Genomic DNA, 22,467 nt, shown 5'->3' with positions numbered 1-22,467 from the left:
CTCACCGTAGTCCGGCCCGAAGCCGTAGTTCGGTCCGGAGGGGGTGAGCGGGCGGCCGTCCGCCCGCTCACCGTGGTCCGGCAGTTCAGCTGATCTTCGGAGTGGCGCGCGCTCCCAGGTGGATGTACGGCGAACCGTCCTCGAGCCGGTAGAACACGGCGGACATCCAGTCCGGGTCCTCCTCCCGGCGGCAGACGAAGGTGACCTCGTCCACGGGGACGAGCTTCATCTCCATCGGCGGCTGGAGCGCGGCCAGTGCGCCGGTGGCCTCGCCGAGGATCCACAGTTCGCCGGCGCGGACGCTCAGCGTGGCGCGGAACCCGGCCCGCTCGTAGACGCCCACGTAGCCGTCGACGTCGACCTGGACGGGCGTCTCGGGCGGCCCGAGCCTGGGCGGCACGGTCAGGCCGTCCAGCTCGGCGAACAGCTCGGTGGCCACGGCGTGCGTGAACGCGCCGCTGTGCCCGCCGTTGGCGGTGACGCACACGATGGTGCCGGTGTCCGGTACGGCCCAGAGCATGGCGTGCTGGCCGATGGTGTTGCCGCCGTGGGAGATGACCTGGTGACCGTCCCATTCGTCGAGGATCCAGCCGATGCCCCACTGCCTGCCCAGCGCGTACGGGTTGGGGATGTCGACCTGCGGCTCCCACATGGCGCGCGGGTCGTCCAGGAGGCCGCCTTCGAGGTGGGCGCGGGCGAACGCGACCACGTCGGCGGGCCGGGCGCAGATGAGCCCGGCGGGCCCGGCCGAGCGCATGAGGCCCCACACGGGGGCGGTCGCGCCGTCGACGTGGCCCATGGCGGCGCGGAAGCGCAGCACGTCCTCCGGCAGGGTCCAGGTGTGGGTGAGGCCGAGCGGTTCGACGATCTGCTCACGCAGCACGTCGTCCCAGCGCTTGCCCTCGAGCTTCTCCAGGATCCGGCCGGCGACGGTGAAGCCGGAGTTGCAGTAGGACTGGGTGGCGCCGAGCGGGTGGTTCTGGGCCAGGTCGGCGCAGGCCGCGACGTACTTCTCCACGCAGTCGTCGCCGCGCCCGGTGTCGAGGAAGAGGTCGCCGTCGATGCCGCTGGTGTGGGAGAGCAGGTGCCTGACCGTGACGGTCTTGGAGACCTCCGGGTCCGCCACCCTGAACTCGGGCAGCACCTCGGCCACCGGCGTGTCGAGCGTCAGCCGGCCGCGCTCGATCTGCCGCATGAGCAGGGTCGCGGTCCACACCTTGGTGACGGAGCCGATCTGGAACAGCGAGTCGGGGGTCGCCTCGACGCCGGTGTCCTTGTTGAGCGTCCCCGCCGCGAACTCGTGTACCTCGCCCCGGTGCAGGTAGGCCAGCGCGGCCCCCGGAACCTCGTGCTCGGCGATCAGCTCGGCGAGCCGGTGACCCATTGCTCCAGCCACGTGATGATCCTCTCGTTGAAGTCGTACCGGTGTGAGGGGCGCCCGTTGAGAATGAACAGGTGCGAGGCGTCCGGATAGCGGACCAGCCGGACCGGCACCCCCTGCTCGCGCAGCGCGGCGAACCACTGCTCGGCCTGGCCGACCGGACAGCGGTCGTCGCTGTCGCCGTGCAGGAGCAGGGTGGGGGTGGTGACGCGGGCCACCTGGGCGATCGGTGACTGGGCCTGGAGGTCGCCCCGGCACTCGTACGCCTTGATGAGAGACCCGAGGTCGGACGTGCCCGCCATGCTGGCGAGGTCGCTGACGCAGCCGCCGGGGATGGCCGCCTTGAACCTGTCGGTCCTGGTCGACAGCCAGCACGCCATGTAGCCACCGTAGCTGTAACCGGCGACGGCCAGCCGATCAGGATCGGCGACGCCCTCCGCCACCAGGTCGTCCACGGCCGCGAGGAAGTCCTGCTCGTCGGCCAGCCCCCAGGCGCCGACCGTGGCGGTGAAGAAGTCCTCGCCGTACCCGTCGCTGGCCCGCGGGTTGACCAGCAGGACGGTCCAGCCGTCGGCGGCGAGCCGCTGGTGGTAGAGGTGGGCGCCGTCGAAGGCGGGCGACCACGCGTTGTGCGGGCCGCCGTGCACGTCGAGCAGCAGCGGGCCGGGGGTGGTACGGGTCTCGTCGCGCAGCACGAAGCCCTCGATGGTGGCGCCGTCGGGGGCGGTGAAGGTACGGGGGCGCGGGGTGAACAGGTCGACGTCCGGGAGGGCGTGGTGGGTGAGGGGCTCGCCGTCGAGGTAGACGTCACCGGCGCTGAGCGGGGAGGAGGCGACCCAGGCGATCCGGCCCGCGGCCACGGACACGCCGGACACCGTGAAGTCGTTGCCGACGATCTTCACGGCCTTCCCGGCTTGCCCGGTCTCCCCTGTCTTCACGGCTTGCCTGGTTCGCCCGGCCTCCCCTTCCGTCCCGGCCCCAGCCGTCCCAGCCTCCCCTTCCGTCCCGGCCTCCCCGACCGGCGGCGCGCCCGCCAGGCGGTACAGGTGCGTGCGGCCTTGGTCGCGGGCGCAGAACAGCAGGTCGTCGCCCAGTAGCGCGGGGACGGCGCCCGGGTAGCCGGGGGCGCCGGTCATGACGTTCCGGTCGAGCCCGGTCTCCACCTCGTCGAGGGTGCCGGAGCCGAGCGTGTACAGGCGGGTGTGGCCGATGACCTCGCGCAGCCCAGCCACCACCAGCCGGTCACCCCGGCCCTGGCCGTCGCCGTCGCGGTCGGAGCCGGGGTCGGGAGCGCGGTCGGAGCCGGGGTCGGGGTCGGGGGTGCCGTCGCGGTCGGGCGCGGCGAGCCACCAGGCGCCGGTGCAGATGATGTCCGGCCCGGTGAGCCGCTCCGGTTTGCCCGGCGTCGGCCCGGTGGCGTCCACCTCGTACACCGCGCTCTCCACCACCAGGTCACGGTCGGGCGCCATGCTCGCCGCGAACGCCAGCCGCCGTCCGTCCGGCGACCACGACGGCTCGCCCGCGTGGAACCCGCCCTCGGTCACCTGGATGGTGTCGCCCGTCGCCACGTCCACCACGAACAGCTGCGTGGTCAGGCCGCGCAGCAGCCCGGCGCCGTCGGCCTTGTACTCCAGGATGTCGGCCACGACCGGCGCGTGGGGGTCGAGGTCTCCGTACGGTCCGCTGTAGGCGATCCGGCTGCCGTCCGGCGACCACACGGGCGCACCGGCACCGAGCGGCGCCGAGGTGAGCGGGCGCGGCTCGCCGCCCTCCATCGGCAGCAGGTGGATCTGCGCGCGCCCATCGACAGGACGCAGGAAGGCGAGCAGCCGGCCGTCGGGCGACCAGCGCGCCGCGCTCCCGGAGGCGAGCCGGCGCGGCGCGGATCCGGGGGCGGCGAGCCAGATCTCGGCCTGGTTCTGGTCGGAGTCGCGGTCGGCGGTGGTGAGCGTATACGCGACGGCGTCGCCATCGGGGCGCAGCCTCGGGTCGGATGGGACCGCGATGCGGTAGAGGTCGTCGAGGACGAGGCGTGGCATGACCGTACGGTAGGCCCGGCCGGGTCACGGCATCTTCGGCACATCCGACGAAGGCCACCGCTCCCGTTGTGCGAAACACCAACGACCGCGTAACACGAACCACCAGCCCAGGGACTCTCGCCTAGGACAACCGCTCGCACACCGTGAACGACACGCTCCTGGTGGCCTTCGAAGGTGTCAGCAAGTGGAAGACGATCGTATGCCGGCCCGGGTCGAAGGCGCCGAAGGGGTTGCGCCGGTTCTGGGTCGTGCCTGTCACCCAGTCCGTCTTCCATCCCTCGTCCTGGCCGTCCACGACCCAGCGGTAGCCGTACTCGATCTGCTTGCCCGACGGGCCTTTGAGCAAGGCGACGGGGAAGAGGCTGGGCGAGTAGCAGTTCGGTCCGGTCTGCTGCCCGTCCAGGGTCAGCGACGCCAGGCGTACGGTCCCCCCAGCCGCAGCCGTGGTCGTGGTTTTCCGCGGGGAGGCCGTGGGTTTGGGCGTCGGCTGCCTCGAGACGGAGCTGGTGGGGTTCGAGCCGCCGGTCCGGGTGGGGCGCGGCTTCTTGGTCGGCGCGCTGGGTGTCTTGTCGGTGCCCTGTTTCTTGGCCGGCGGGCTGGGGGTCGTGGTGGCCTGCTGTTCCGTGGCCGACTGGAGGGGCGCGGCCGTCGGCGTCGTCGTGTCGGGCAGCAACATGATCGCCCCGGCCACCAAGGTGCCGGACACCGCCAGTGCCCCGGCGCCCGCCAGCAGCGCCTTCCAGCGCGGGCTGCTCACGGGAGGACCGGCCGTACCAGTTCGATGGCCCGTCAGGTCGCCCGCCGTACCGCCTCGACGGCCCGTCAAGTCGCCCGCCGTACCGCCTCGATGGCCTGTTAGGTCGCCTGCCGTGCCGGTGGGCGGGGCGCCGATGAGCCGGAGCAGGACGTCCTGCATGGCGGGCCGGGCGGCGGGGTCCTTGGCCAGGCAGGACACTACGATCGGCCGCAGCGGACCCGGCAGGTCCCCCAGATACGGCTCGTCGTGGAGGATGCGGCGGAACACCGCGGGCAGCGAGTCGTTGCCGAACGGCGGGCTTCCCGTCGCGGCGAACACGATCACCGACGCCCACGCGAAGACGTCCACCGCGGGACCGAGCGAGGCGCCCGCGAGCTGCTCGGGCGCCATGTAGGCGGGCGTGCCGACGATGCTGCTCGTCACCGTCAGCGAATGGCCGGCCGCGCGGGCGATGCCGAAGTCGATGACCCGCGGCCCGTCCCTGCCGAGCAGCACGTTGGCGGGCTTGAAATCGCGATGCACCACCCCGGCCCGGTGGATCGCCGCCAGCGCGGTCGCGGTCGCCACCGCGAGCCGCTGCAGGTCTGCGCCGACGTGGCGGCCGGCCTCCTGCAGCGAAGGGCCCTCGACATACTCGGTCACGATGTACGGCCGGCCGCCCAGCGAGGCATCGAGCACCTGGGCGACGCAGAACGGCTCCACCCGGCGCGCCGCGTCGATCTCCTTGGCGAAGCGGTGATCACCGGCCAGGCCGTCCGCCAGCAACTTGACCGCCACCGGCCGCCCGTCGGGACCCTGGCCGAGGTAGACCACCCCCTGACCGCCCGCGCCCAGACGCCCGGACAGCCGGTACGGCCCCACGACCTGGGGGTCTTCTGGCAGGAGCGGGGTCATCAATCGTCGCTCGGGCAGATGGTGAAGGAGAAGGCCTTCGACACCGCTTGGGGGGAGGTGAGGCGGAGGGTGACCCGGTGAGTGCCGTCCGTCTGCACGAGCGGGCCGATGACCTGCTGGGTGTGGGATTCGGCGATGACGCTCTCAGAGCGCGACACCACCCGCCCGTTCAGGACCCATTCGTAGCGGAAGTCGGTGGAGAGTTTGGTCCCCTCGACCAGGCCGGAGATGTTGCCATGGTTGTACACGCAGTCCGGGGAGTCGGCGTGCCTGGGACCGATGACTCGCACCCACACGATCCGGAAGGAACCGCTGCCCGATGACGATTTCGACGACGAGGTCGTGGGTTTGGGCGCGGTCTTTGTTGGTTTCACGGTCTGTGTCGGTTTCACGGTCCGCGTCGGCTTCGGGGTCTGTTTCACGGTCGGCTTCGCCGTGGTCGTCGGGCTCTTGGTCTTCGGGTGCTGACGCGTTTTCGTCTTCGTCGAGGTGGGCGTCCCGGTAGCGGTGAACGCCAGTGACCGCGTACTCGGCCGCGATTCCCGGAGATCCCAGACGCTCGTGGCGCCCCAGGCGACGGCGCCCGCGACAACCAGCGCCCCCACGCCCGAGACGCCCGCGACGAGCACCGTCCTGGTCCCGTGCCGCCGTCCGGGCACCGTGGCCGGACCGCGGCCGTCGGCACCGTCCGGACGCCCGGGTGCATGCCAGCCGCCGTCGGCACCGTCCGGACGCCCGGGGGCGTACCCGCGGCCGTCGGCCAGGTCCAGACGCCCCGGGGCCTGCCCGCCCAGGAGCTGCAGCAGCACGTCCCGCATGGCCGGCCGACGCGCCGGATCCTTGGCCAGGCACCCCAGCACGATCGCGCGCAACGGTTGCGGAAGGTCGCCGAGCTGCGGCTCGTTGTGCAGGATCCGGTTGATGACCGCGGGCAGTGAATCCTCACCGAACGGAGGCGCCCCGGTGGCGGCGAACACGATCACCGACGCCCACGCGAACACGTCGACCGCCGGCCCGATCCCCTCGCCGGCGAGCTGCTCGGGCGCCATGTACGCGGGCGTCCCCACGATGCTGCTGGTAGCCGTCAGCCCCGATTCGACGGACCGGGCGATCCCGAAGTCGATCACCCGTGGGCCGCCCTGGCCGAGCAGCACGTTGGCGGGCTTGAAGTCGCGATGAACGATGCCCGCCTGATGAATGGCCGCCAGCGCGGTCGCGGTCGCCACGGCGAGCCGCTGCAGATCGGCGCCGACGTGGCGGCCCGCCTGCTGGAGCGAAGGCCCCTCGACGTACTCGGTCACGATGTACGGCCGGGTGCCCAGCGAGGCGTCGAGCACCTGGGCGATGCAGAACGGCTCCACCCGGCGCGCCGCGTCGATCTCCTTGGCGAAGCGCTCATTGGCGAGTCCCTCGCGCAGCACTTTGACCGCGACCGGCCTGCCGTCGGGCCCCTGGCCCAGATAGACCACCCCTTGGCCGCCCGCGCCCAGACGCCCGAACAGCTGGTAGGGACCCATGGCAGTGGGGTCGCCCTCCCGGAGGGGTTCGACGTGCGCCATGGAGCTCCTGTGACAAGGATAGGGATCTTCGGCACCATAGCGGGAAATGTCAGATCAAGTGAGCCAGTCGGGTAAACCAGATCTTCCGGGATGCACCATTTACAGGCGGACGACGAGCAGGGCGATGTCGTCGCGGGCGCCGCTGCTGACGTCCATGCCCGCCAGGAGGGCGTCGGCGAGGAGTCCGGGGTCGAGCCCACCGGATCGGGCGAGTACGTCGGTCAGCCGGGCCAAGCCGACGTCGATGTCCCGGTCGCGGCGTTCGATGAGACCGTCGGTGTACAGGACGAGGGTGTCACCGGGTGCGTAGGACAGCTCGGCCTGGGGGCGGGTGATATGTTCGGGGCGAGCGCCGAGCGGCGGGTCGGTGGCCTGGTCCAGGAGTGTGCAGGCGCTGCCCAGATGGCACAGGACGGGTGGCGGGTGGCCGGCGCTGCTGTAGGCGATGCGCCGCCTCCTGGTGTCGATCACGGCCTTGACCGCCGTAGTGGCCAGCGCCCCTTCGAGCGAACGGGCGTACAAGCCGAGCACTTCCAGTGCCGGGGCCGGCTCTTTCAGAGCGCGGATCGCGGCGCTGAGCGCGCTGCGCAGCATCCCCATGGACGTCGCCGCTTCCAGGCCGTGCCCCACGACGTCACCGACCGCGACGGCGAAGCAGCCGTCCGGCAGGTCGACGACGTCGTACCAGTCGCCGCAGACGTTCAGCGTCTCCACCGCGGGCAGGTAACGCACCTCGATCTCGGGGTGCAGGTCGAGGTCGGGGCAGCGCAGCATGGCCTCCTGCAAGGCGAGCGCGACATGGTGTTCACGGGTATGGGCCAGGCGGAGTTCCTCGTTCAGCCGCTGCAGTTCCTGTGCTCTGCCGTACAGTTCGGCCTCCATCTCCGCACGCCCCGGTGAGCGGCGGGTGGTGGGCCGTCGCGGGCCGAAGGAGCGGACGAACTCCGTCACGTCCTCGACCCGGTGGATGATCCACGCCAGCGTCCCGTCCGGTGCCAGGACGGGGGTGTTGATCGGGGACCACCAGCGCTCCTCGAACGCGCCAGGACAGCCGGCGAGGGGGATGTCGTACTTCTGCAGCGCCATCGTGTCCGGCACTCGGGAGGCCAGCACCCGGTGCAGCGAGGCGCTCAGGTTCTTCACGCCGCTGGCGTGCGGATCCTCGGGGTTGTCGGGGAAAGCGGCGAAGATGTGCTGCCCGATCAGGTCCTCGGCGGTGCGGCCGGTCGCGCGCAGGTAAGCCCAGTTCACATCGACGATCATCAGATCCGGGTCCAGCACCAGGCATGGGGCGGGCGTCACGGCGAACAGCGCCGCGTAGTCGACCCGCGGTGTGGTCGGCCTTCGCGTGCCCGGCCGGCGAGAGCTGGTCAGCCTGCTCACCCCACCCACTCTATGAGGTGTTTTGCCTGGTCACCATAGGTGATGCCGCCTTACGGCATACCGCCCTGCCGCCTCCCGGGAATATTGCGTTGCGTGGCGGCGCTGAGCGCCTCACTATGGTCCTCATGTTCAGGCACGATCACCTCGCGACGCCCGCCAACGCGGGCGCGTTCGAGCGTGCCTGCGACGGCCTGGAGCGCTGACCTCTTCCCGTAAGTCCTGAAAGTGACCCGGCGGGGGGAGGTAGTCGGCCCGTGCGGGTCACAGCACATCCAGGACTCAAGAGGAAAGAATCATGGCCAAGCAGGCCTATATCCGTAACAAGCCGCATCTCAACATCGGCACCATGGGCCACGTCGACCACGGCAAGACCACGCTGACCGCCGCGATCACCAAGGTGCTCGCGCAGCGGGGCCAGGCGACGTACACGCCGTTCGAGCGGATCGACCGCACGCCCGAGGAGGCCGTGCGCGGCATCACGATCAACATCTCGCACGTCGAGTACGAGACCGACACCAGGCACTACGCCCACGTGGACATGCCGGGCCACGCCGACTACGTGAAGAACATGATCACGGGGGCGGCGCAGCTCGACGGCGCGATCCTCGTCGTGTCCGCGCAGGACGGCATCATGCCGCAGACCAGGGAGCACGTGCTGCTCGCCCGGCGGGTCGGCGTCGAGCACCTGGTCGTCGCGGTCAACAAGGCCGACGGCGCCGACCCGGAGCTGACCGACCTGGTCGAACTCGAGCTGCACGACCTGCTCGCCGAGCACGGCTACCGGGACGTCCCGATGGTCCGGGTCTCCGGGCTTCGGGCGCTGGAGGGCGACCCCGAGTGGACGGCGTCCATCGGCGCGCTGCTCCAGGCGGTCGACGACCACATCCCGGTGCCAGTCCGGTACGTGGACGCGCCGTTCCTGATGCCGGTGGAGAACGTGCTCACGGTCACCGGCCGGGGCACGGTCGTCACGGGCGCCATCGAGCGTGGCGCGGTCCGGGTGGGCGACTCGGTGAGCATTGTCGGCTTCGAGTCCGGCTTCACCGCCGTAGTGACAGGGGTGGAGACGTTCGGGAAGACGATGGAGCGGGGTGAGGCGGGTGACAACGCCGCCGTGCTGCTGCGCGGTGTCCGCCGCGACCAGGTGCGGCGGGGCATGGTCCTGGCCGCGCCCGGCAGCCAGCGGGCCCGCCGGTCCTTCACCGCCCGGATCTACCTCCTCACGCCGGAGGAGGGCGGGCGGCGCCGGCCGATCGCGTCCGGCTACCGGCCGCAGTTCTACCTGCGCACGACCGACGTACCCGGGCAGCTCCTCCTGGACGACCCCGCCCAGCCGGGTGACACCATCGAGGTACGGGTCGAGCTGGGCAAGGCCGTCGCCCTGGAGCCGGGGCTCGGCTTCGCGATCCGCGAGGGCGGCCTGACGGTCGGCGCGGGCACGGTGCTGGACGTGCTGGACGACGTGCCTGCTTGACGTCCGTCGCGAGCACGGTCCAGGCGGCCGGGGCGGGCACGGTCGACGTGCCCGCCCCGGTATGTCGCGCGGCCGGGTCCCGTCAGGGGCGGGTCCCGGTCGCGAAGCGGACCGTGCGGGGTAGGACGAATCTCCCGTAGGCCAGGGCGTCTTCCAGGGCTGCCCTGGCCTCCGGGTGCAGGGCGTCGGGGATCGTCTCCAGGGAGGCGCGGCGGGCGGCCGACCACAGCCAGTCCCATACCTGTCCGGCCTCGACGACCACCTCGAACACCACGTCCTCGCAGCGGACCCCCTCCAGGCCACCCGCCACGAGCAGCTCGGTCAGCTCCTCGGCCGTGTTGAGGGTGCGGTGGAAGGGGGCGGTGCCCGCGTCGGCGGTGTACGGGGCCAGGGCCCGCGCCACGAGGCCGAGCAGCTCGGCCTCGGCCGGGCTCGCCTGGGCAAGCAGACTGGCCGCCAGCCGCCCGCCGGGCCGGAGAAGGCCGGTCATCGACCGTACGGCGGCCAGCGGGTCAGGCAGGAAGTACAGCATCATCCCGGCCAGCACGACGTCGAACCGCTCTCCGGGCAGCAACTCCTCGGCCCGTTCCGCGTCACCCTGGAGGACCGTCGCGTGCGTCAAGCCATGCCGCTCGATCTCGGCCGTGGTGGCGGCGACCATCCCCGGCGCGAGGTCCAGCCCGACCACCCGGCCCGTCGGACCCACCGCCCCTGCCGCCGGGACCAGTGAGGCGCCGGTCCCGCATCCCACGTCCAGCACCCGGTCGCCCGGCTCCGGCGCGGCCTGCCGTACCAGCTCGGCGGCCACCGGGCCGAAGAACGGCACGCCGACCTGTTCGTAGGTGCCGGACGCGCGGTCGAACACACCGGCCATGTACTGCTTGGCATCCATGACGACTCCTTTGCGACAGAGGGGGGAGGAGAGGGTGGAGTTGCGGTGAGAAAAGGCAATCACGGCGGGCACTGGGCGCCCGGCATCAGGCCGTCAGGCCCGAGGCCTTGAGGCCCCGGGCCGTCAGAACAGCAGGGCGTCAGGCGCCTTCCGCCGGGGTGAAGCGGAGACGGAAGGTGGCAGGCCGAGCGTGGAGTTCGTACTGCGGCAGCGTGGCCGGACCGCATGACGCGGTGCCGACGCCGTGCTGAGCGAAGTCCAGGTTGACGTGCACGCGGTCGCCCGGCTTCAGGTCCGGCCTGTGACGAGCCGCCTCCAGCTCAGCGGTGGTCCAGCGACGAGCGGTGAGGCCGAAGACCGGACCACCCGTCACCCGGAGACCCCCGGACGGGCCGGTCAGTTCGGCCCAGCGGACATCCGCTCGGTGCCCGTTCTCCTGCGGGTAGACGTACGGCGTCTGCAGGTCCTCGACGGTGGCGGACCAGCGGCCGACCCTGGCGGCCATGCCGGTGTCGGGGTACGCCTCCCCCGGACCCCTGCCGAACCAGGTGACGTCGCCGAACGCCGCGGGCAGCGCCATGACGAGGCCGAGCCTCGGCAGGGGCAGGCTCCACTCCCCGTCCGGCTCGACGTCCACGGTCAGTTCCAGCCCGCCGTCCGTGGCGGTCCACCGGTAGACCACGTGCAGGCCCAGGTCGGTGGCCGCCGGTGCGACCCTGGCGCGTACGGTCAGCACGTCGCCGGTCTCCACGGCGTCCACTCGGTGGGTGAGCCTGTGCAGGCCGAGCTGCCGCCAGCGATCCGCCAGCCCGCCGTAGGTGTCGTTGTCGATCGGCGCCCGCCACAGCTCCAGCCGCGGCCCCTCGACCTCGATCCCGAACAGGCGGGTGAGCCGCCCGGTACCGGGGTCGAACTCCAGGTCCGCCCCAGAACCGACGCCCCCGCCACCAGACGCCGGACGAGCCTCGTCCTGAGCTCCAGACGTCAAGCCGTCCTGAGCACCGGATGACAGGCGGGTCTGGCCCCAGGCCACCTCATGACCGGCGGCGGCCCACGGCTGGTCGGCGGCGAGCACCGCCCGTATCGTCAGCCACCGCTCACCCTCCCCAACGGGCAGGTCGGGCAGCTTGACCTCGCCACCCGTCGCGGGTACGTCGAGCGGGAACTCGGCGACCGGCACCCCCTCCTCCTCGACCACCGCGACGAACCCCAGATGCGACAGGTCGCGATAGCCGTGGTGGTTGGCCACCCGCACGACCTGGGCCTGGTCGTCGAAGGCGAACCGCACCGGCTCGAACACCTTCTTCAGGTCCAGCAGCCCCGGCGAGGGCGTCCGGTCGGGGAAGACCAGCCCGTCGATCACGAAGTTCCCGTCGTGCACCGGCTCGTCGTAGTCGCCGCCGTAGGCGTACTCGAACTCCGGGTGTGCCAGCCCGTGATCGATCCACTCCCAGATGAACCCGCCGGCCAGCCGTGGATAGCGCTCGAACAGCTCCTGGTAGTCGGCCAGGCCGCCGGGCCCGTTGCCCATCGCGTGGGCGTACTCGCACTGCACGAACGGCATCGCCCGGCGCCGCGCGTCGAGCTCGGGGTCGGCCAGCGGGTCCTCCACCCCCTGCCCGATGGCCTCCACCTCGGCGTGCGAGGCGTACATCCGCGAGTACACGTCGGTGTCGGCGCACGAGCGGTCGCCCTCGTAGTGGATCGGCCGTGACGGGTCGCGCTGCCGGGTCCAGTCGGCCATGAGGCTCAGGTTCTGGCCGACTCCGGCCTCGTTGCCGAGGGACCACATGATCACGCTCGGGTGGTTCTTGTCCCGTTCGACCGTGCGGCGCATCCGGTCCAGGCACGCCTCGGCCCAGCGCGGGTCGTCCGTGGGATTGCCGCGCCAGCCGACATGGCCGAAGCCGTGCGTCTCCAGGTCGCACTCGTCGATCACCCAGAGGCCCAGCTCGTCGCAGAGGTCGAGGAAGTCGGGGTGCGGCGGGTAGTGGCTGGTCCGGACGGCGTTGACGTTGTGGCGCTTCATCAGCAGCACGTCGGCGCGCATGGTCTCGTACGGTACGGCGCGGCCGTGCTCGGGGTGGAACTCGTGCCGGTTCACGCCCTTGAGCAGCAGCGGACGGCCGTTGGCCAGGAGCACCCCGTCCTCGATGGAGATCGTGCGGAACCCGACACGCACCCGTACGGTCTCCTCGGGCAGCGTGACCACGGCCTCGTACAGGCGGGGCGTCTCGGCGGTCCACGGCTCGGCGTCGACGGTGATCTCCGTACCGGGCGCGAGGTCGGCGATGCCTAGCTCGGCGATGGCCAGCCGTCCGGGGCCGTCAAAGCTCAGCGTGCCACGGCCGTCGGCATAGGCGGCGTGGACGAAGACGTCGGCGGCCGAGCGGGTCAGTGACACCTCCCGGAAGATGCCGGGCAGCCACCACATGTCCTGGTCTTCCAGGTAGCTGGCGGCCGACCACTGGTGGACGCGGACGGCGAGCACGTTGCGGCCCGGCACCAGCCACGGTCCGGCGTCGAACTCGACGGGCAGGCGGCTGCCGGTCGAGTAGCCGAGCTCGTGGCCGTTCAGCCAGACCCGGGCGAAGGACTCCACGCCCTCGAACCGCAGCCGCCCGCCGGTCCAGCCCTCGGGCAGGTCGAACAGGCGGCGGTGGTCACCGGTCGGGTTCTCGTTCGGTACGTGCGGCGGGTCGACGGGGAAGGGGTAGAGGTCGTTGGTGTACGCGGGCGAGCCGTGCCCGTGCAGCTGCCAGTGCGACGGCACCGGCAGGGTGTCCCAGGCGGAGTCGTCGTAGCCGGGATCGGCGAAGTCGTCCGGCAGGACAGCGGACGGAGAGAGGCGGAAGCGCCAGTCGCCGTTCAGGTCGAGGGAAGGGGCGTCAGAACGTAGTGCGGCCCTGGGTTCGAGGCGGCCCGAACCGGGTGCGAAGTTTTCGAGATCCATCGCCGCCGAGCCTAAAGGTTCTGGGCGGTTTCGTCATTGATGAGTATTGGTGAGTATTGGTGAGTTTCTTGTCCGTCCTGGTGCAACCAGCCGGTGTCTTGTCCGTCCTGGTGCAGTCGGCCGACGTCTTGTCCGTCCCGGGGCAGTCGGACAGCGGCGTCATCTCGCGCGGGCCGGCCGGCCCCCCGCCGTGAGATATCCGGCCAGCAGCGCCTCCGCTGTGGCCGCCACGCCGTCGTCCCCCGGCAGGAACTCCGGGCTGTGCAGCCCGGCGGCCGTGTCGACGCCCACGAACATCATCAGCGACGGCATCACCGACGCGTAGGCCGCGAAGTCGTCCGCGCCGCACGAGCGCAGCTCCTCGGTGACCGTCCATCCCTGGTGCCGCAGCAGTTCCCCGGTCTGTACGGCCAGCGCCGGGTCGTTGGCCAGCACCGGCTCCCCCGGCAGGACCCGCACCTCGCCGTGGCAACCGTGCGCCCTGGCCACGTCCTCGACCAGCTGGGTGAACCGGTCGTGCAGGCCGCGGCGCCACGACTCGGACATGGTCCGCAGCGTCCCCCTGGCCACGGCCTCGCCGGGGATGGCGTTCGGCGCCGTACCCGCGTTGACCATGCCGAACGTGACCACCGTGGGCACCATGGGGTCGGCGGCGCGGCTGACCATCTGCTGGGCGGCCACGATGATCTGGGACATGGCCACGACGGGGTCGCGGGCCAGGTGCGGGTAGGCGGCGTGGCCCTCGGCGCCCCTGACGGTCAGCTCGAACTCGTCGGCCGAGGCGTTGACCGCCCCCGGCGTGCAGGACACCACGCCGGCGGCGAGCACGGGCTGGACGTGCGCGCCGATCATGGCGCGCACCTGGTGCCGGTCGAGCACGCCGGACTCGACCACGTCGAAGGCGCCGGAGGGGTAGGTCTCCTCGCGCGGCTGCAGCACCACGACCAGCGGCGCGATCTCGTCCCAGCTCCAGGCGGACAGCCCCGTCGAGCCCGGATCCCCGGCCTCCTCCACCCCGGCGTCCACGACGGCGCGGACCTTGGCCACCGCGCGGGCCAGCGCGACGACGGCGGCCAGATGCACGTCGTGACCGCAGGCGTGCATGGCGCCGCTGGTGGCGGCCCACGGAACGCTGGTGCGCTCGGCGATCGGCAGCGCGTCGAGCTCGCCGCGCACGCCGACCGCGGGGCCGGGAGAGCCGATCCTGATCACGGCGCCGGTGCCCGCCACGTACTCCACGAGGCCGCCCGACAGCGCGTCGAGCACGCGTTTGAGCGTCGGCCCCTCCTCCCCGGACACGCACGGCTGCGCGTGCAGCTCCCGCCTGAGCTTCACGGCGGCGGGCAGTTCGTCGAGTAGCGCCTCGCGCAGCAGTTCCCCCGGGCTCACTCATGTACTCCTCTCGTCACTCCATTCTCGTCAACCTCCTTTCCCCGGTGCCCAATTAGCCGCCGTCCTCACCCGGCCGGGCCCAGGTCGTACACGCGGCGGGCGTTCTCGGCCCCGACCATGGTCGCCACGCGCACCGCCTGGGCGGCCGACCACTCGCCGTCGGCCACCAGGCCGCCGAGCACCCGCGCCATCGCCCGCCGCCACAGCTCGGCCCCGAGATGGTGCAGCTCAGCAGGCCCCCATGCGTCCGACGAGAAGAGGATCTTGGCGAACGGCGCCAGCTCCAGGCTCTCCGCGACCACTTCGGCGCCGCGCGCCCCCGTGTAGGTGACGCCCAGGCCCACGTCGAAGTAGACGTTCGGATAGGCGTGGGCGAGGAACCCGGCATGGCGCTGGTACGGGTAGCAGTGCAGCAACAGCAGCGGCACCCCCGTCGGCTCGGCCAGCTCGATCAGCCCGCGCAGCAGCAGCGGGTCGCATCGGCGCAGGTCGAGGTCGGGGTCGCCGAACCCGGTGTGGAACTGCAGGGGCAGCCCGCGCTCGATGCCGGCCCAGATGACGTGGCGCAGCAGCACCGGGTCACGGAGCCGCCCGCCCTCCTCCTGCCACCGGCCGGCCGCCTCGGCGACCTCGGCCGGGCCGGGCCGCGCGGGGTCGAAGTCGAGGCCGTGGCGGTAGGCGGCGATGGTCTTCAGGCCGCGGGCCGTACGGGTGCGCTCATGAAGCGCCTCGCCGAACCGGTCGGCGAACCCGGCCGCCTCACCCTCGGCGACCTGCTCGGCCACCGACTCCAGGCGGACGATCTCGTCGGCGGGCCGGCCGCTGACCTCGGCCATGCCCGCCGGGCTGAGGATCTCCTCGCCCCGGTAGCCGGTCTCGACTAGGAAGTGCCCCACGCCGGAGGCCGCCAGCAGCCGCCCGTTGACCTCGGCCGCGCCCAGCCTGGCCCTCCTGGCCAGGTATTCCTCGGGCGTGGGGTGCGGGTCGAGGCCGAGCACGGGCGCGCAGTGGCGCAGGATCGCGTGGCCGACCTGGGAGTCGAACTGGGTCATCCAGTGCGGCACCGGCCGGTCCGACTCGGTGATCAGCTCCTCGAACGCGGTGCGCGTCAGGTCGTGCGCGGTGGCTCCGTGGACGTGGTGGTCGACCAGTTCGAGCCGTTCGATGGTCTCGACGAGGTCCGTCATGACCTCCATTGTGTCCGGCGGCGGGGGCCGGGTGTGGTGACCCCCACCGCCGTGTGTCAGTCGCCTGTTGTGTCAGGCGGCCGCGTTGGCCGTCAGCGCGATCGTCGCCTGGCGGGTGACGCCGCTGACCGTCAGCGCGACGGTCACCTGGCCCTTACGCAGCGCGGTGAACGTCCCCGTCGCGGGGTCGAGCACGGCGACGTCCCAGGGCTTGGCGCTCTGCCGCGATCCGATGTGCAGGTTCGGCGAGCCCGACCACGCCACGGACACCGGGTAGGCGGCGGGCACCACCCGGGTGCCCTGCTTGACCGTCGCCGTCACGGCCACCGCCTTGCCGACCTGCACGGCGGCGGGGGCCGCGAGCGCGAGGTCGTCCACGTGCGGCCGTACCTGGGCGCCGAGCCAGCTGGGCGCGTCGGCGAACCAGTTGCGCTTGACGTGCTCCGCCTCCTGCGCGGTGACCGGGTCCACGCCCCACAGCGACCAGCCGGTGAAGCCGCCGTCGTCGGCCGCAGTGGCCGGGTTCTTGCCGGAGTTGCCGTTGATGAAGTACGGCACCGCGTCGACGTGCGAGGCGTTGAAGGTGCCGACGTGGCCCCCGATGTAGGCGGCGCCCTTGCCGGTGGTCCGCTGGAAGTCCGCCAGCCAGCCCTCGACAAGCGCGGCCTCCTTGCGGTCGCCGAGCTGACTTCCCTTGCCGGGCGTGGGGTCGCGCGGCGGCACGTGGAACAGCACCGCCACCGAGCCGACGGACGCGTCCCGAGCCGCCGCGTCGAGCTGGGCCCGGAGCAGCGCGACCTGGTCGAAGCCGCCGCCCCGCAGGTTCAGCCGCGAGGTGTCCAGCGTGACGAACCGCGTGCCCTTGTGGTCGAAGGTCTGGTACGTGTCGCCGAAGACGGCCTTGAAGTTGTCGATCTTGCCGCCCATCACCTCGTGGTTACCGGGGATGTAGTGGTACGGCAGCGTCCCGCCGAGCTCCTCGTCGAGGATCTTCTTGGCCAGCGCGAAGTCCTCGGGCGACGCCTCGTCCACCAGGTCACCGTTGATCAGCAGGAAGTCGGGCTTGGCGGCCTTGATCTCCTGGAGCGTGCGGCGGGCGTTCTTGACGATGTCGCTGTCCGGGTCGCGGGCCACGAACTGGGCGTCCGACATGACGGCGAACCGCCACGGCATCTTGGCCACTTCGGGCTTGACGACCGGGTCGGCGACCTTCTGGGCGGTCGGCGCCGTCACCGACGGCGGCACCTTGGCCACCAGGCCGTCGATGAGGATGTCGTTGGTGTACTTCGCGTCGGTCTTGGTCTCGGCCACGTAGAAGCGCCGCAGCTTGAGCGGGTAGGTGACGCCGGGCGGCACGGCGAACTCGACGTACTTCCAGCCGGTCCAGGTCATGTACGGGCCGCGCAGGATCTGCGACTGCCCCTGGCCGTCGTAGAACTCCAGGCTGGGCCACTCGCCCTTGCCGGTGGAGTTGATCCACAGGCCGAACGCCTGCGGCTGCCCCGCCACCTCGATCTGCTGCGGCGGGCTGGCGTAGGCGGCGCGGGTCGCGGTGGACTGGGTGAAGTCGTACGACAGCTTGAGCCCGCCCCCGCTCTGGCCAGGCGCGGCCGACAGCGAGCCGGTGGCCCGGGCGGCGGCGAAGCTCCACTGGGCCGCATTCTCGAAGTCGGCGACCGGCTTGTCCTCGAAGCCCACGGTGACGGGCACGGCGGTGCTGATCTTGCCTACCTTGGCGGTGATCAGGCCGGACGTGGTCGCCTTCTTGGACTTGACGGTGAAGTAGCCCTGGTCGGCGGGCGTCACCTCGAATGCGTCGTGGTCGTAGTCGAGCGTGAGGTCGGCCGGTTCGATGGGCGCGGTGTTGCCGTTGTGGTCGTAGCCGACGACGCCGAAGGTGGCCGTGGCGTCCGCGCCGGCCAGGCCGACCCGGTCCACGGTGGCGCCGAGCCGCTTCAGCGGCTGGAGCACGGTGAGCTGGAGCGTGCCCTTGGCGGCGCCACGGGAGGCGGTAACCGTCGTCTGGCCGGGGACCAGGGCGTGGAACTTGCCGTCGCGGACGACGCCGTGCACCATCGGCTCGGCGCGCCAGGACGGGGTACCGGCCGCCGGGCCGTACGTCTCGTCGTATCCGGCGGCGGTCAGCCGCCGTGTGAGGCCGGGGAAGACCCGGTCGGGGCGGCCACCGGCGATGGGTGCGGCGCCGGGCGCCTTGTCGGGGTCGCCGGCCGTCTCCAGCCAGAAGCCCTTGAGCTTGCCGCTGCCCTCGGGGGCGAACAGGGCCAGGCCGTTCGGCACGTGACGCTCGCCGCCGTCTGACGGGCTGTTCTCGACCTGGACGTCGGCGGAGCCCGGCTCTCGGGCGAGCATCGTGGAGGAGCCGCCGCCGTCGAGGTTGAGCGCGTTCGCGGCGCCGAGGTCGACCATCATGGCGGCCAGCTCGTTGAGCGTGACGCCGCGGCTGTCGGCCTGGCGGCCGTCGACGGTGAGCAGGTACATCTTCCTGCCGTCGGCCGAGAAGCCGACCGCGGTGCGCGGGTGCGCGGCCGGGTCGGTGGAGCTCTGCACGGCGCCGTCCTTGACCAGGACGTAGTTGCCGCCGACCGCCGCCTTGACGGCGTTGCCGTCCGACGACTTCGGCTGGTACTTCACATCGACCTTGTCGCCTTGCTTGAGCCCGGCCAGCGTGGCGGCCGCGGCGTCGCGGCCGAGCAGGATCGTGGTGCCCGCCGGGATCGGGCCGGTGCCCGGCGCCTGGCGTACCGCCGAGACCACGCCGTCGACCAGCTCGATCTCGGTCACGGCGGTGGCGCCCTCGACGGCGCGGGCCCGGTTGTAGGAGCCCCACAGCGGCGTGAACAGGCCGACCCCGCCCGCCTGGACGATCTGGTTGAACTGGGTCAGGGTGATCGGCGCGCCGCCCGCGGGGGTGGCGGTGCCCTCGAAGTACATCCTCAGCACCCGCCCAAGGCCGTCGCCACTGACCGCGACGGCCTTGTCATGGCCGGAGGCGGGCGACTGGATGAGTGAGCCGTTCTGGATACCGATGCCCAGGGCGGCGCCCGAGCTGTTGATGTCGAAGAAGTCGCCGTTGACGGCCGCGACGGCGTGGGCGCGCTTGGCGGGCCCGGACAGCGGCTCGGTCTTGGACACCTCGCCGGAGTAGACGTAGTCGGCCTTCGCGGCGCCCAGGTCGGCGGTGACGGCGTCGGCCCGCAGCCAGCCGAGCTCGTCGTAGCGATCGAACGAGGTCAGCGAGATGCCGGGAGCCACCGGCCGGGTCTTCTTGGCCGTCTCCAGCTGCTTGCCGGTGACGGCCTGGGTCAGCAGCGTGGAGGGCGGCGGATAGGACGACGCCTTCAGCGCGTCTTCGACAGGGGGTTGGGGATCGGCCTGCGCGGGGGCGGCGATCCCTAAGACGAGCGCGGCCGCGACGGCCGCGTAGCGGAGGGTCTGCACGACCGAACTCAATCGTTCGCGGTTATAACTTTCAAGACTTGACGATGAACTAAAGAATAATTTCAGAGCCTTCGGGCGGTCGAACTGATCCACAAAGGTGGCATCCCTGTTACCTCAGGTGTGCGCCCGCGCCCGCCGGGCAGGCTCCAGGGGAGGCAAAATCCCCCATCACTGGCGTTGTTGCTGTTATCAGCGCAGACTGGAAAGACGGCGATCCCGTAGAGCAGCATCCCGTGGAGCAGTGGAGCACCCCGTGGACAATCAGCTTGATCACATGCCGGTTCTGTCACGCGGCAGGCATCGCAACCCGAAGCGCGGCGCCTGCTTCATGGAACTGGCGTCCTACCTAGCCGGAGAGCGGTGGAGCGACCACCCGGCCTGCACGCACCCACTGCTGGCCGCGCTCGCCCGCTTGGTCAACGACAACACCAGCGACGCGAACCGGGCCCGCCTCGTGGGTCTCGTTCCCTCGATCATCGACCTGAACGCCGACGACCTCCGGGTGGACGCCCGGATCGCGCTGCGGTGCGCGACGACGGCGCTGCCGGTCTCGGCGGCCGAGCGTCAGCTGGCACTCGCGGTGTCGGTGCTGGCGGCCGAGGAGATGCTGGCCAGGCTCGACGGCGTCCCGTCCGGCCGGTTCAGCACGGTCCCGCTGAGCGAGGAGAGCCAGCTGGCGATGGCGCTGGTCCCGCACGCGGCGGAGCAGGCCAGGCGCTTCAGCCGGGCGGCCCGGATCACGGAGAAGGGCTTCCGCCGGTACGCGGCGCCGAACGCGGTGCAGCTCTCGGTGGTGGGCATCGTCCAGGCCTGCATCCCGGACCCGGACACCCTGCTGCGGGACCTGCTGACAGGCGCCATCGCGGACTGCGAGGCCCTGATCCGCGGCATCGACACCCACACCGCCCCGGAGCCAGCCACCCCTGTCCGCATCTGACCTCTGTCTGACCCGGCCCCTGGGGATGCGCCACGCTTCCCCAGCGGATCGAATCAGGAGTCGAGCAGGCATGCCGGGTCGAAGGACGCGGCGAACGGATCGGAGATCGCCACCTTCTCCCCCGCCCCAGCCCGAGCGGTCACCTCGTAGCCGCCCGCTCCCAGCTCCAGCACCTCGACCCACGGGTCATAGGGCCGAGTCTCGCACGCCCGCCCGGCCCTCCGCGACACCCGCACACTTGTTCGCAGCCTGCTGCTTCGTCGCAGGTCAGGGAAGCCTCCCCTTCGTTGCGGATCATCGTGACATCTGCCTAAATTTCGTACTAAGGCGTTATTGAGGCGGAGGATTTTTCATGACCATCGAGCTCGACCGACCGTACTCTCCCGAGAGGCACCACAGCCATCGCGACGTGACCGGTGGCTGGTTGCGGCCGGCGGTGTTCGGGGCGATGGATGGACTGGTGTCCAATTTCGCATTGATCGCCGGAGTCGTCGGGGCGGCGGGGGCGGGCCGTGGGGCGGTGCTCGCCGGGTTCGCGGGGTTGATCGCAGGCGCGTGCTCGATGGCGGCGGGTGAGTACACCTCCGTGAAGTCGCAGACGGAGCTGATGCGGGCCGAGATCGCCGTGGAGCGCCGCGAGCTGGCCCGCGACCCCGAAGGCGAGCTGGCCGAGCTGACCGCGATCTACCGGGCCCGCGGCCTGGACGCCGACCTGGCGGCGCGGGTGGCGGCCGGGCTGTCGGCGGATCCCGAGCAGGCGTTGCGGGTGCATGTGCGTGAGGAGCTGGGCGTCGATCCCGCCGATCTGCCGTCGCCGTACCTCGCGGCCGGGTCGTCGTTCTGCGCGTTCGCGGCCGGGGCGGTGGTGCCGCTGGCGCCGTTCCTGTTCGGGGCGTCGGGGCTGGCGGTGGCGCTGGTGCTGAGCCTGGTGGCGCTGTTCGTGTTCGGTGCGGCGGTGGCGCGGATGACGGCCCGCCCGTGGTGGCTGGGCGGCCTGCGCCAGCTCGCGCTGGGCGCTGGGGCCGCCGCCGTGACGTTCGGCCTGGGCCACCTACTGGGCGTCACCGTCTCATAAAGCCTCATAAAGCCGCCGTCCCATAGACCGGCTGTCTCGAAGGGCTATGGGCGGCTGGCGGCGGCCAGGTTGACGCCGAGGGCGATGAGGGCCGCGCCCGTCAGCCCGTCGACCGCCTTCCGTACCGCCGGCCTGGCGAAGACCTTGCGCAGCGCTCCCACGATGTTGGCCACCAGGAGGAACCACAGCACGGTCAGCGCCAGCGCGATGACCGACAGCGTTAGCGTGTCGCCCAGGGACGCGCCCTCGCTGACGAACTGCGGCACGAGCGCCACGAAGAACAGCGCCGCCTTGGGGTTGAGCGCGTTCGTCAGCAGTCCCTCGACGAAGGCCGCCCACGCGCTCCGCTTCCCCGGGTCCAGCGACTCCAGCTCCAGCCCGCCGCCCTTGCGCAGGGCGGCGCGCCATGCCTTGACGCCCAGGAACAGCAGGTAGGCGGCCCCGAGGACCTTGACCACGGTGAACGCCATCGCCGAGGCCGCCAGCAGCGCGGCGACGCCGGTCGCCGCGGCCACCACCCAGGCGAACACGCCGATCGAGATGCCCAGGGCCGCCGCCATGCCGTACAGGCGACCGGAGATCGCCGAGCGCCGTACGACGACGGCGAAGTCGGGCCCTGGGGACATGGCCCCGAGCATCACCACACCGCCGAAAGCCAGCACTTGCGTCACAGAGGTCATGACGCTCACGCTACTAAAAACAGGCAAAAATCAGCTCTTGCGGCTTTTCTTGAGGATCGATCGGATGGTCAGCAGCAGCACGACGGCCACGATCTGGCCGCCGATGACGATGCGGTTGACGTCGACCGCCGGCTGCCAGCGGACGTCGCCGTCCTTGACCACGAACACCCCGGCGGGAGTGGCGCTGAGACCGAATCCGCCGCCGCTGCCTTCGCCGCCGGGCGCGGCGTCCGGATCCACGGAGACTTCCTGCCTGCCCATTCCTCCGCCGCCGCCCTGGACGACCCGGGCGACGGGGATGACCGTGACGCCGTCCTGCTGGATCGGGTCGCCGAAGACCCGCTTGACGGTCGCGGAGTCCTTCGCGCGTTCGACTAATTCCATGATGTCCATCCCCACATGCTG

At 71.5% G+C, this 22,467-nt stretch carries 16 protein-coding genes; 3 read left to right on the top strand and 13 right to left on the bottom strand.

All coding sequences use genetic code 11. The features are described 5' to 3' along the window. Positions 1 to 85: 85 nt before the first annotated feature. The 5 genes from AB0J16_RS22590 to AB0J16_RS22570 form a co-directional block, all read right to left on the bottom strand. A complete protein-coding gene (locus tag AB0J16_RS22590; protein WP_358542512.1) occupies positions 86 to 1,396 on the bottom strand; it encodes a serine hydrolase domain-containing protein in 1,311 nt (436 codons plus the stop codon). Beyond that, on the bottom strand, positions 1,360 to 3,420 hold the full coding sequence (locus AB0J16_RS22585; RefSeq protein ID WP_358542510.1) for a S9 family peptidase: 2,061 nt from the start codon (positions 3,418 to 3,420) through the stop codon (positions 1,360 to 1,362). Before AB0J16_RS22585 ends, AB0J16_RS22590 begins: the two co-directional genes overlap by 37 nt. Positions 3,421 to 3,541: 121 nt before the next feature. Beyond that, on the bottom strand, positions 3,542 to 5,071 hold the full coding sequence (locus AB0J16_RS22580; RefSeq protein ID WP_358542507.1) for a protein kinase: 1,530 nt from the start codon (positions 5,069 to 5,071) through the stop codon (positions 3,542 to 3,544). Beyond that, positions 5,071 to 6,630 carry a protein kinase gene (locus AB0J16_RS22575; protein WP_358542505.1) on the bottom strand — a complete coding sequence of 520 codons (1,560 nt, stop codon included), beginning with the start codon at positions 6,628 to 6,630 and terminating at the stop codon, positions 5,071 to 5,073. The genes AB0J16_RS22580 and AB0J16_RS22575 overlap by 1 nt, the downstream gene beginning before the upstream one ends. A 99-nt stretch (positions 6,631 to 6,729) precedes the next feature. After that, positions 6,730 to 8,013 (bottom strand): SpoIIE family protein phosphatase, encoded by a 1,284-nt coding sequence (locus AB0J16_RS22570; protein WP_358542502.1) that lies wholly within the window; start codon positions 8,011 to 8,013, stop codon positions 6,730 to 6,732. Between the two features lie 295 nt (positions 8,014 to 8,308). Between AB0J16_RS22570 and tuf the strand changes: the two genes are divergently transcribed. Then, entirely contained in the window at positions 8,309 to 9,487 is a 1,179-nt protein-coding gene (gene tuf, locus AB0J16_RS22565) for an elongation factor Tu (protein WP_358542500.1), read from the top strand. An 82-nt stretch (positions 9,488 to 9,569) separates the two neighbouring features. Here the strand turns inward: tuf and AB0J16_RS22560 are convergent, their stop codons facing one another. From AB0J16_RS22560 to AB0J16_RS22540, 5 genes are all read right to left on the bottom strand, one after another. After that, on the bottom strand, positions 9,570 to 10,379 hold the full coding sequence (locus tag AB0J16_RS22560; protein ID WP_358542498.1) for a methyltransferase domain-containing protein: 810 nt from the start codon (positions 10,377 to 10,379) through the stop codon (positions 9,570 to 9,572). A 139-nt stretch (positions 10,380 to 10,518) separates the two neighbouring features. Then, a complete protein-coding gene (locus AB0J16_RS22555; RefSeq protein ID WP_358542495.1) occupies positions 10,519 to 13,332 on the bottom strand; it encodes a glycoside hydrolase family 2 TIM barrel-domain containing protein in 2,814 nt (937 codons plus the stop codon). Positions 13,333 to 13,491: 159 nt separating this feature from the next. Next, complete coding sequence (locus AB0J16_RS22550) at positions 13,492 to 14,721, bottom strand: M20 family metallopeptidase (protein WP_358542492.1); 1,230 nt, start codon at positions 14,719 to 14,721, stop codon at positions 13,492 to 13,494. Between the two features lie 68 nt (positions 14,722 to 14,789). After that, a complete protein-coding gene (locus AB0J16_RS22545) occupies positions 14,790 to 15,911 on the bottom strand; it encodes an amidohydrolase family protein (RefSeq protein ID WP_358542489.1) in 1,122 nt (373 codons plus the stop codon). Positions 15,912 to 15,983: 72 nt separating this feature from the next. Further along, entirely contained in the window at positions 15,984 to 19,370 is a 3,387-nt protein-coding gene (locus tag AB0J16_RS22540; RefSeq protein ID WP_358542486.1) for a phosphodiester glycosidase family protein, read from the bottom strand. A 274-nt stretch (positions 19,371 to 19,644) separates the two neighbouring features. On the opposite strand from AB0J16_RS22540, the gene AB0J16_RS22535 reads away from it, so the two are divergent. Next, entirely contained in the window at positions 19,645 to 20,307 is a 663-nt protein-coding gene (locus AB0J16_RS22535; RefSeq protein WP_358542484.1) for a hypothetical protein, read from the top strand. A gap of 53 nt (positions 20,308 to 20,360) precedes the next feature. Here the strand turns inward: AB0J16_RS22535 and AB0J16_RS22530 are convergent, their stop codons facing one another. Beyond that, positions 20,361 to 20,543, bottom strand: coding sequence for a hypothetical protein (locus AB0J16_RS22530; protein WP_358542481.1), 183 nt, complete (start codon positions 20,541 to 20,543; stop codon positions 20,361 to 20,363). Between the two features lie 116 nt (positions 20,544 to 20,659). On the opposite strand from AB0J16_RS22530, the gene AB0J16_RS22525 reads away from it, so the two are divergent. Further along, positions 20,660 to 21,382 carry a VIT1/CCC1 transporter family protein gene (locus AB0J16_RS22525; protein WP_358542478.1) on the top strand — a complete coding sequence of 241 codons (723 nt, stop codon included), beginning with the start codon at positions 20,660 to 20,662 and terminating at the stop codon, positions 21,380 to 21,382. A gap of 44 nt (positions 21,383 to 21,426) precedes the next feature. Here the strand turns inward: AB0J16_RS22525 and AB0J16_RS22520 are convergent, their stop codons facing one another. Together AB0J16_RS22520 and AB0J16_RS22515 are read right to left on the bottom strand one after the other, a co-directional pair. After that, positions 21,427 to 22,062 carry a LysE family translocator gene (locus tag AB0J16_RS22520; protein ID WP_358542476.1) on the bottom strand — a complete coding sequence of 212 codons (636 nt, stop codon included), beginning with the start codon at positions 22,060 to 22,062 and terminating at the stop codon, positions 21,427 to 21,429. 30 nt (positions 22,063 to 22,092) lie between these two features. Further along, entirely contained in the window at positions 22,093 to 22,446 is a 354-nt protein-coding gene (locus AB0J16_RS22515; RefSeq protein ID WP_358542474.1) for a spore germination protein GerW family protein, read from the bottom strand. Between the last annotated feature and the right edge of the window lie 21 nt (positions 22,447 to 22,467).

Source organism: Nonomuraea sp. NPDC049750, from assembly GCF_040659625.1.
Classification (GTDB): domain Bacteria; phylum Actinomycetota; class Actinomycetes; order Streptosporangiales; family Streptosporangiaceae; genus Nonomuraea.
Note: the sequence above shows the minus strand (reverse complement) of the source record. Positions and strands in the feature narration are given on the sequence as shown.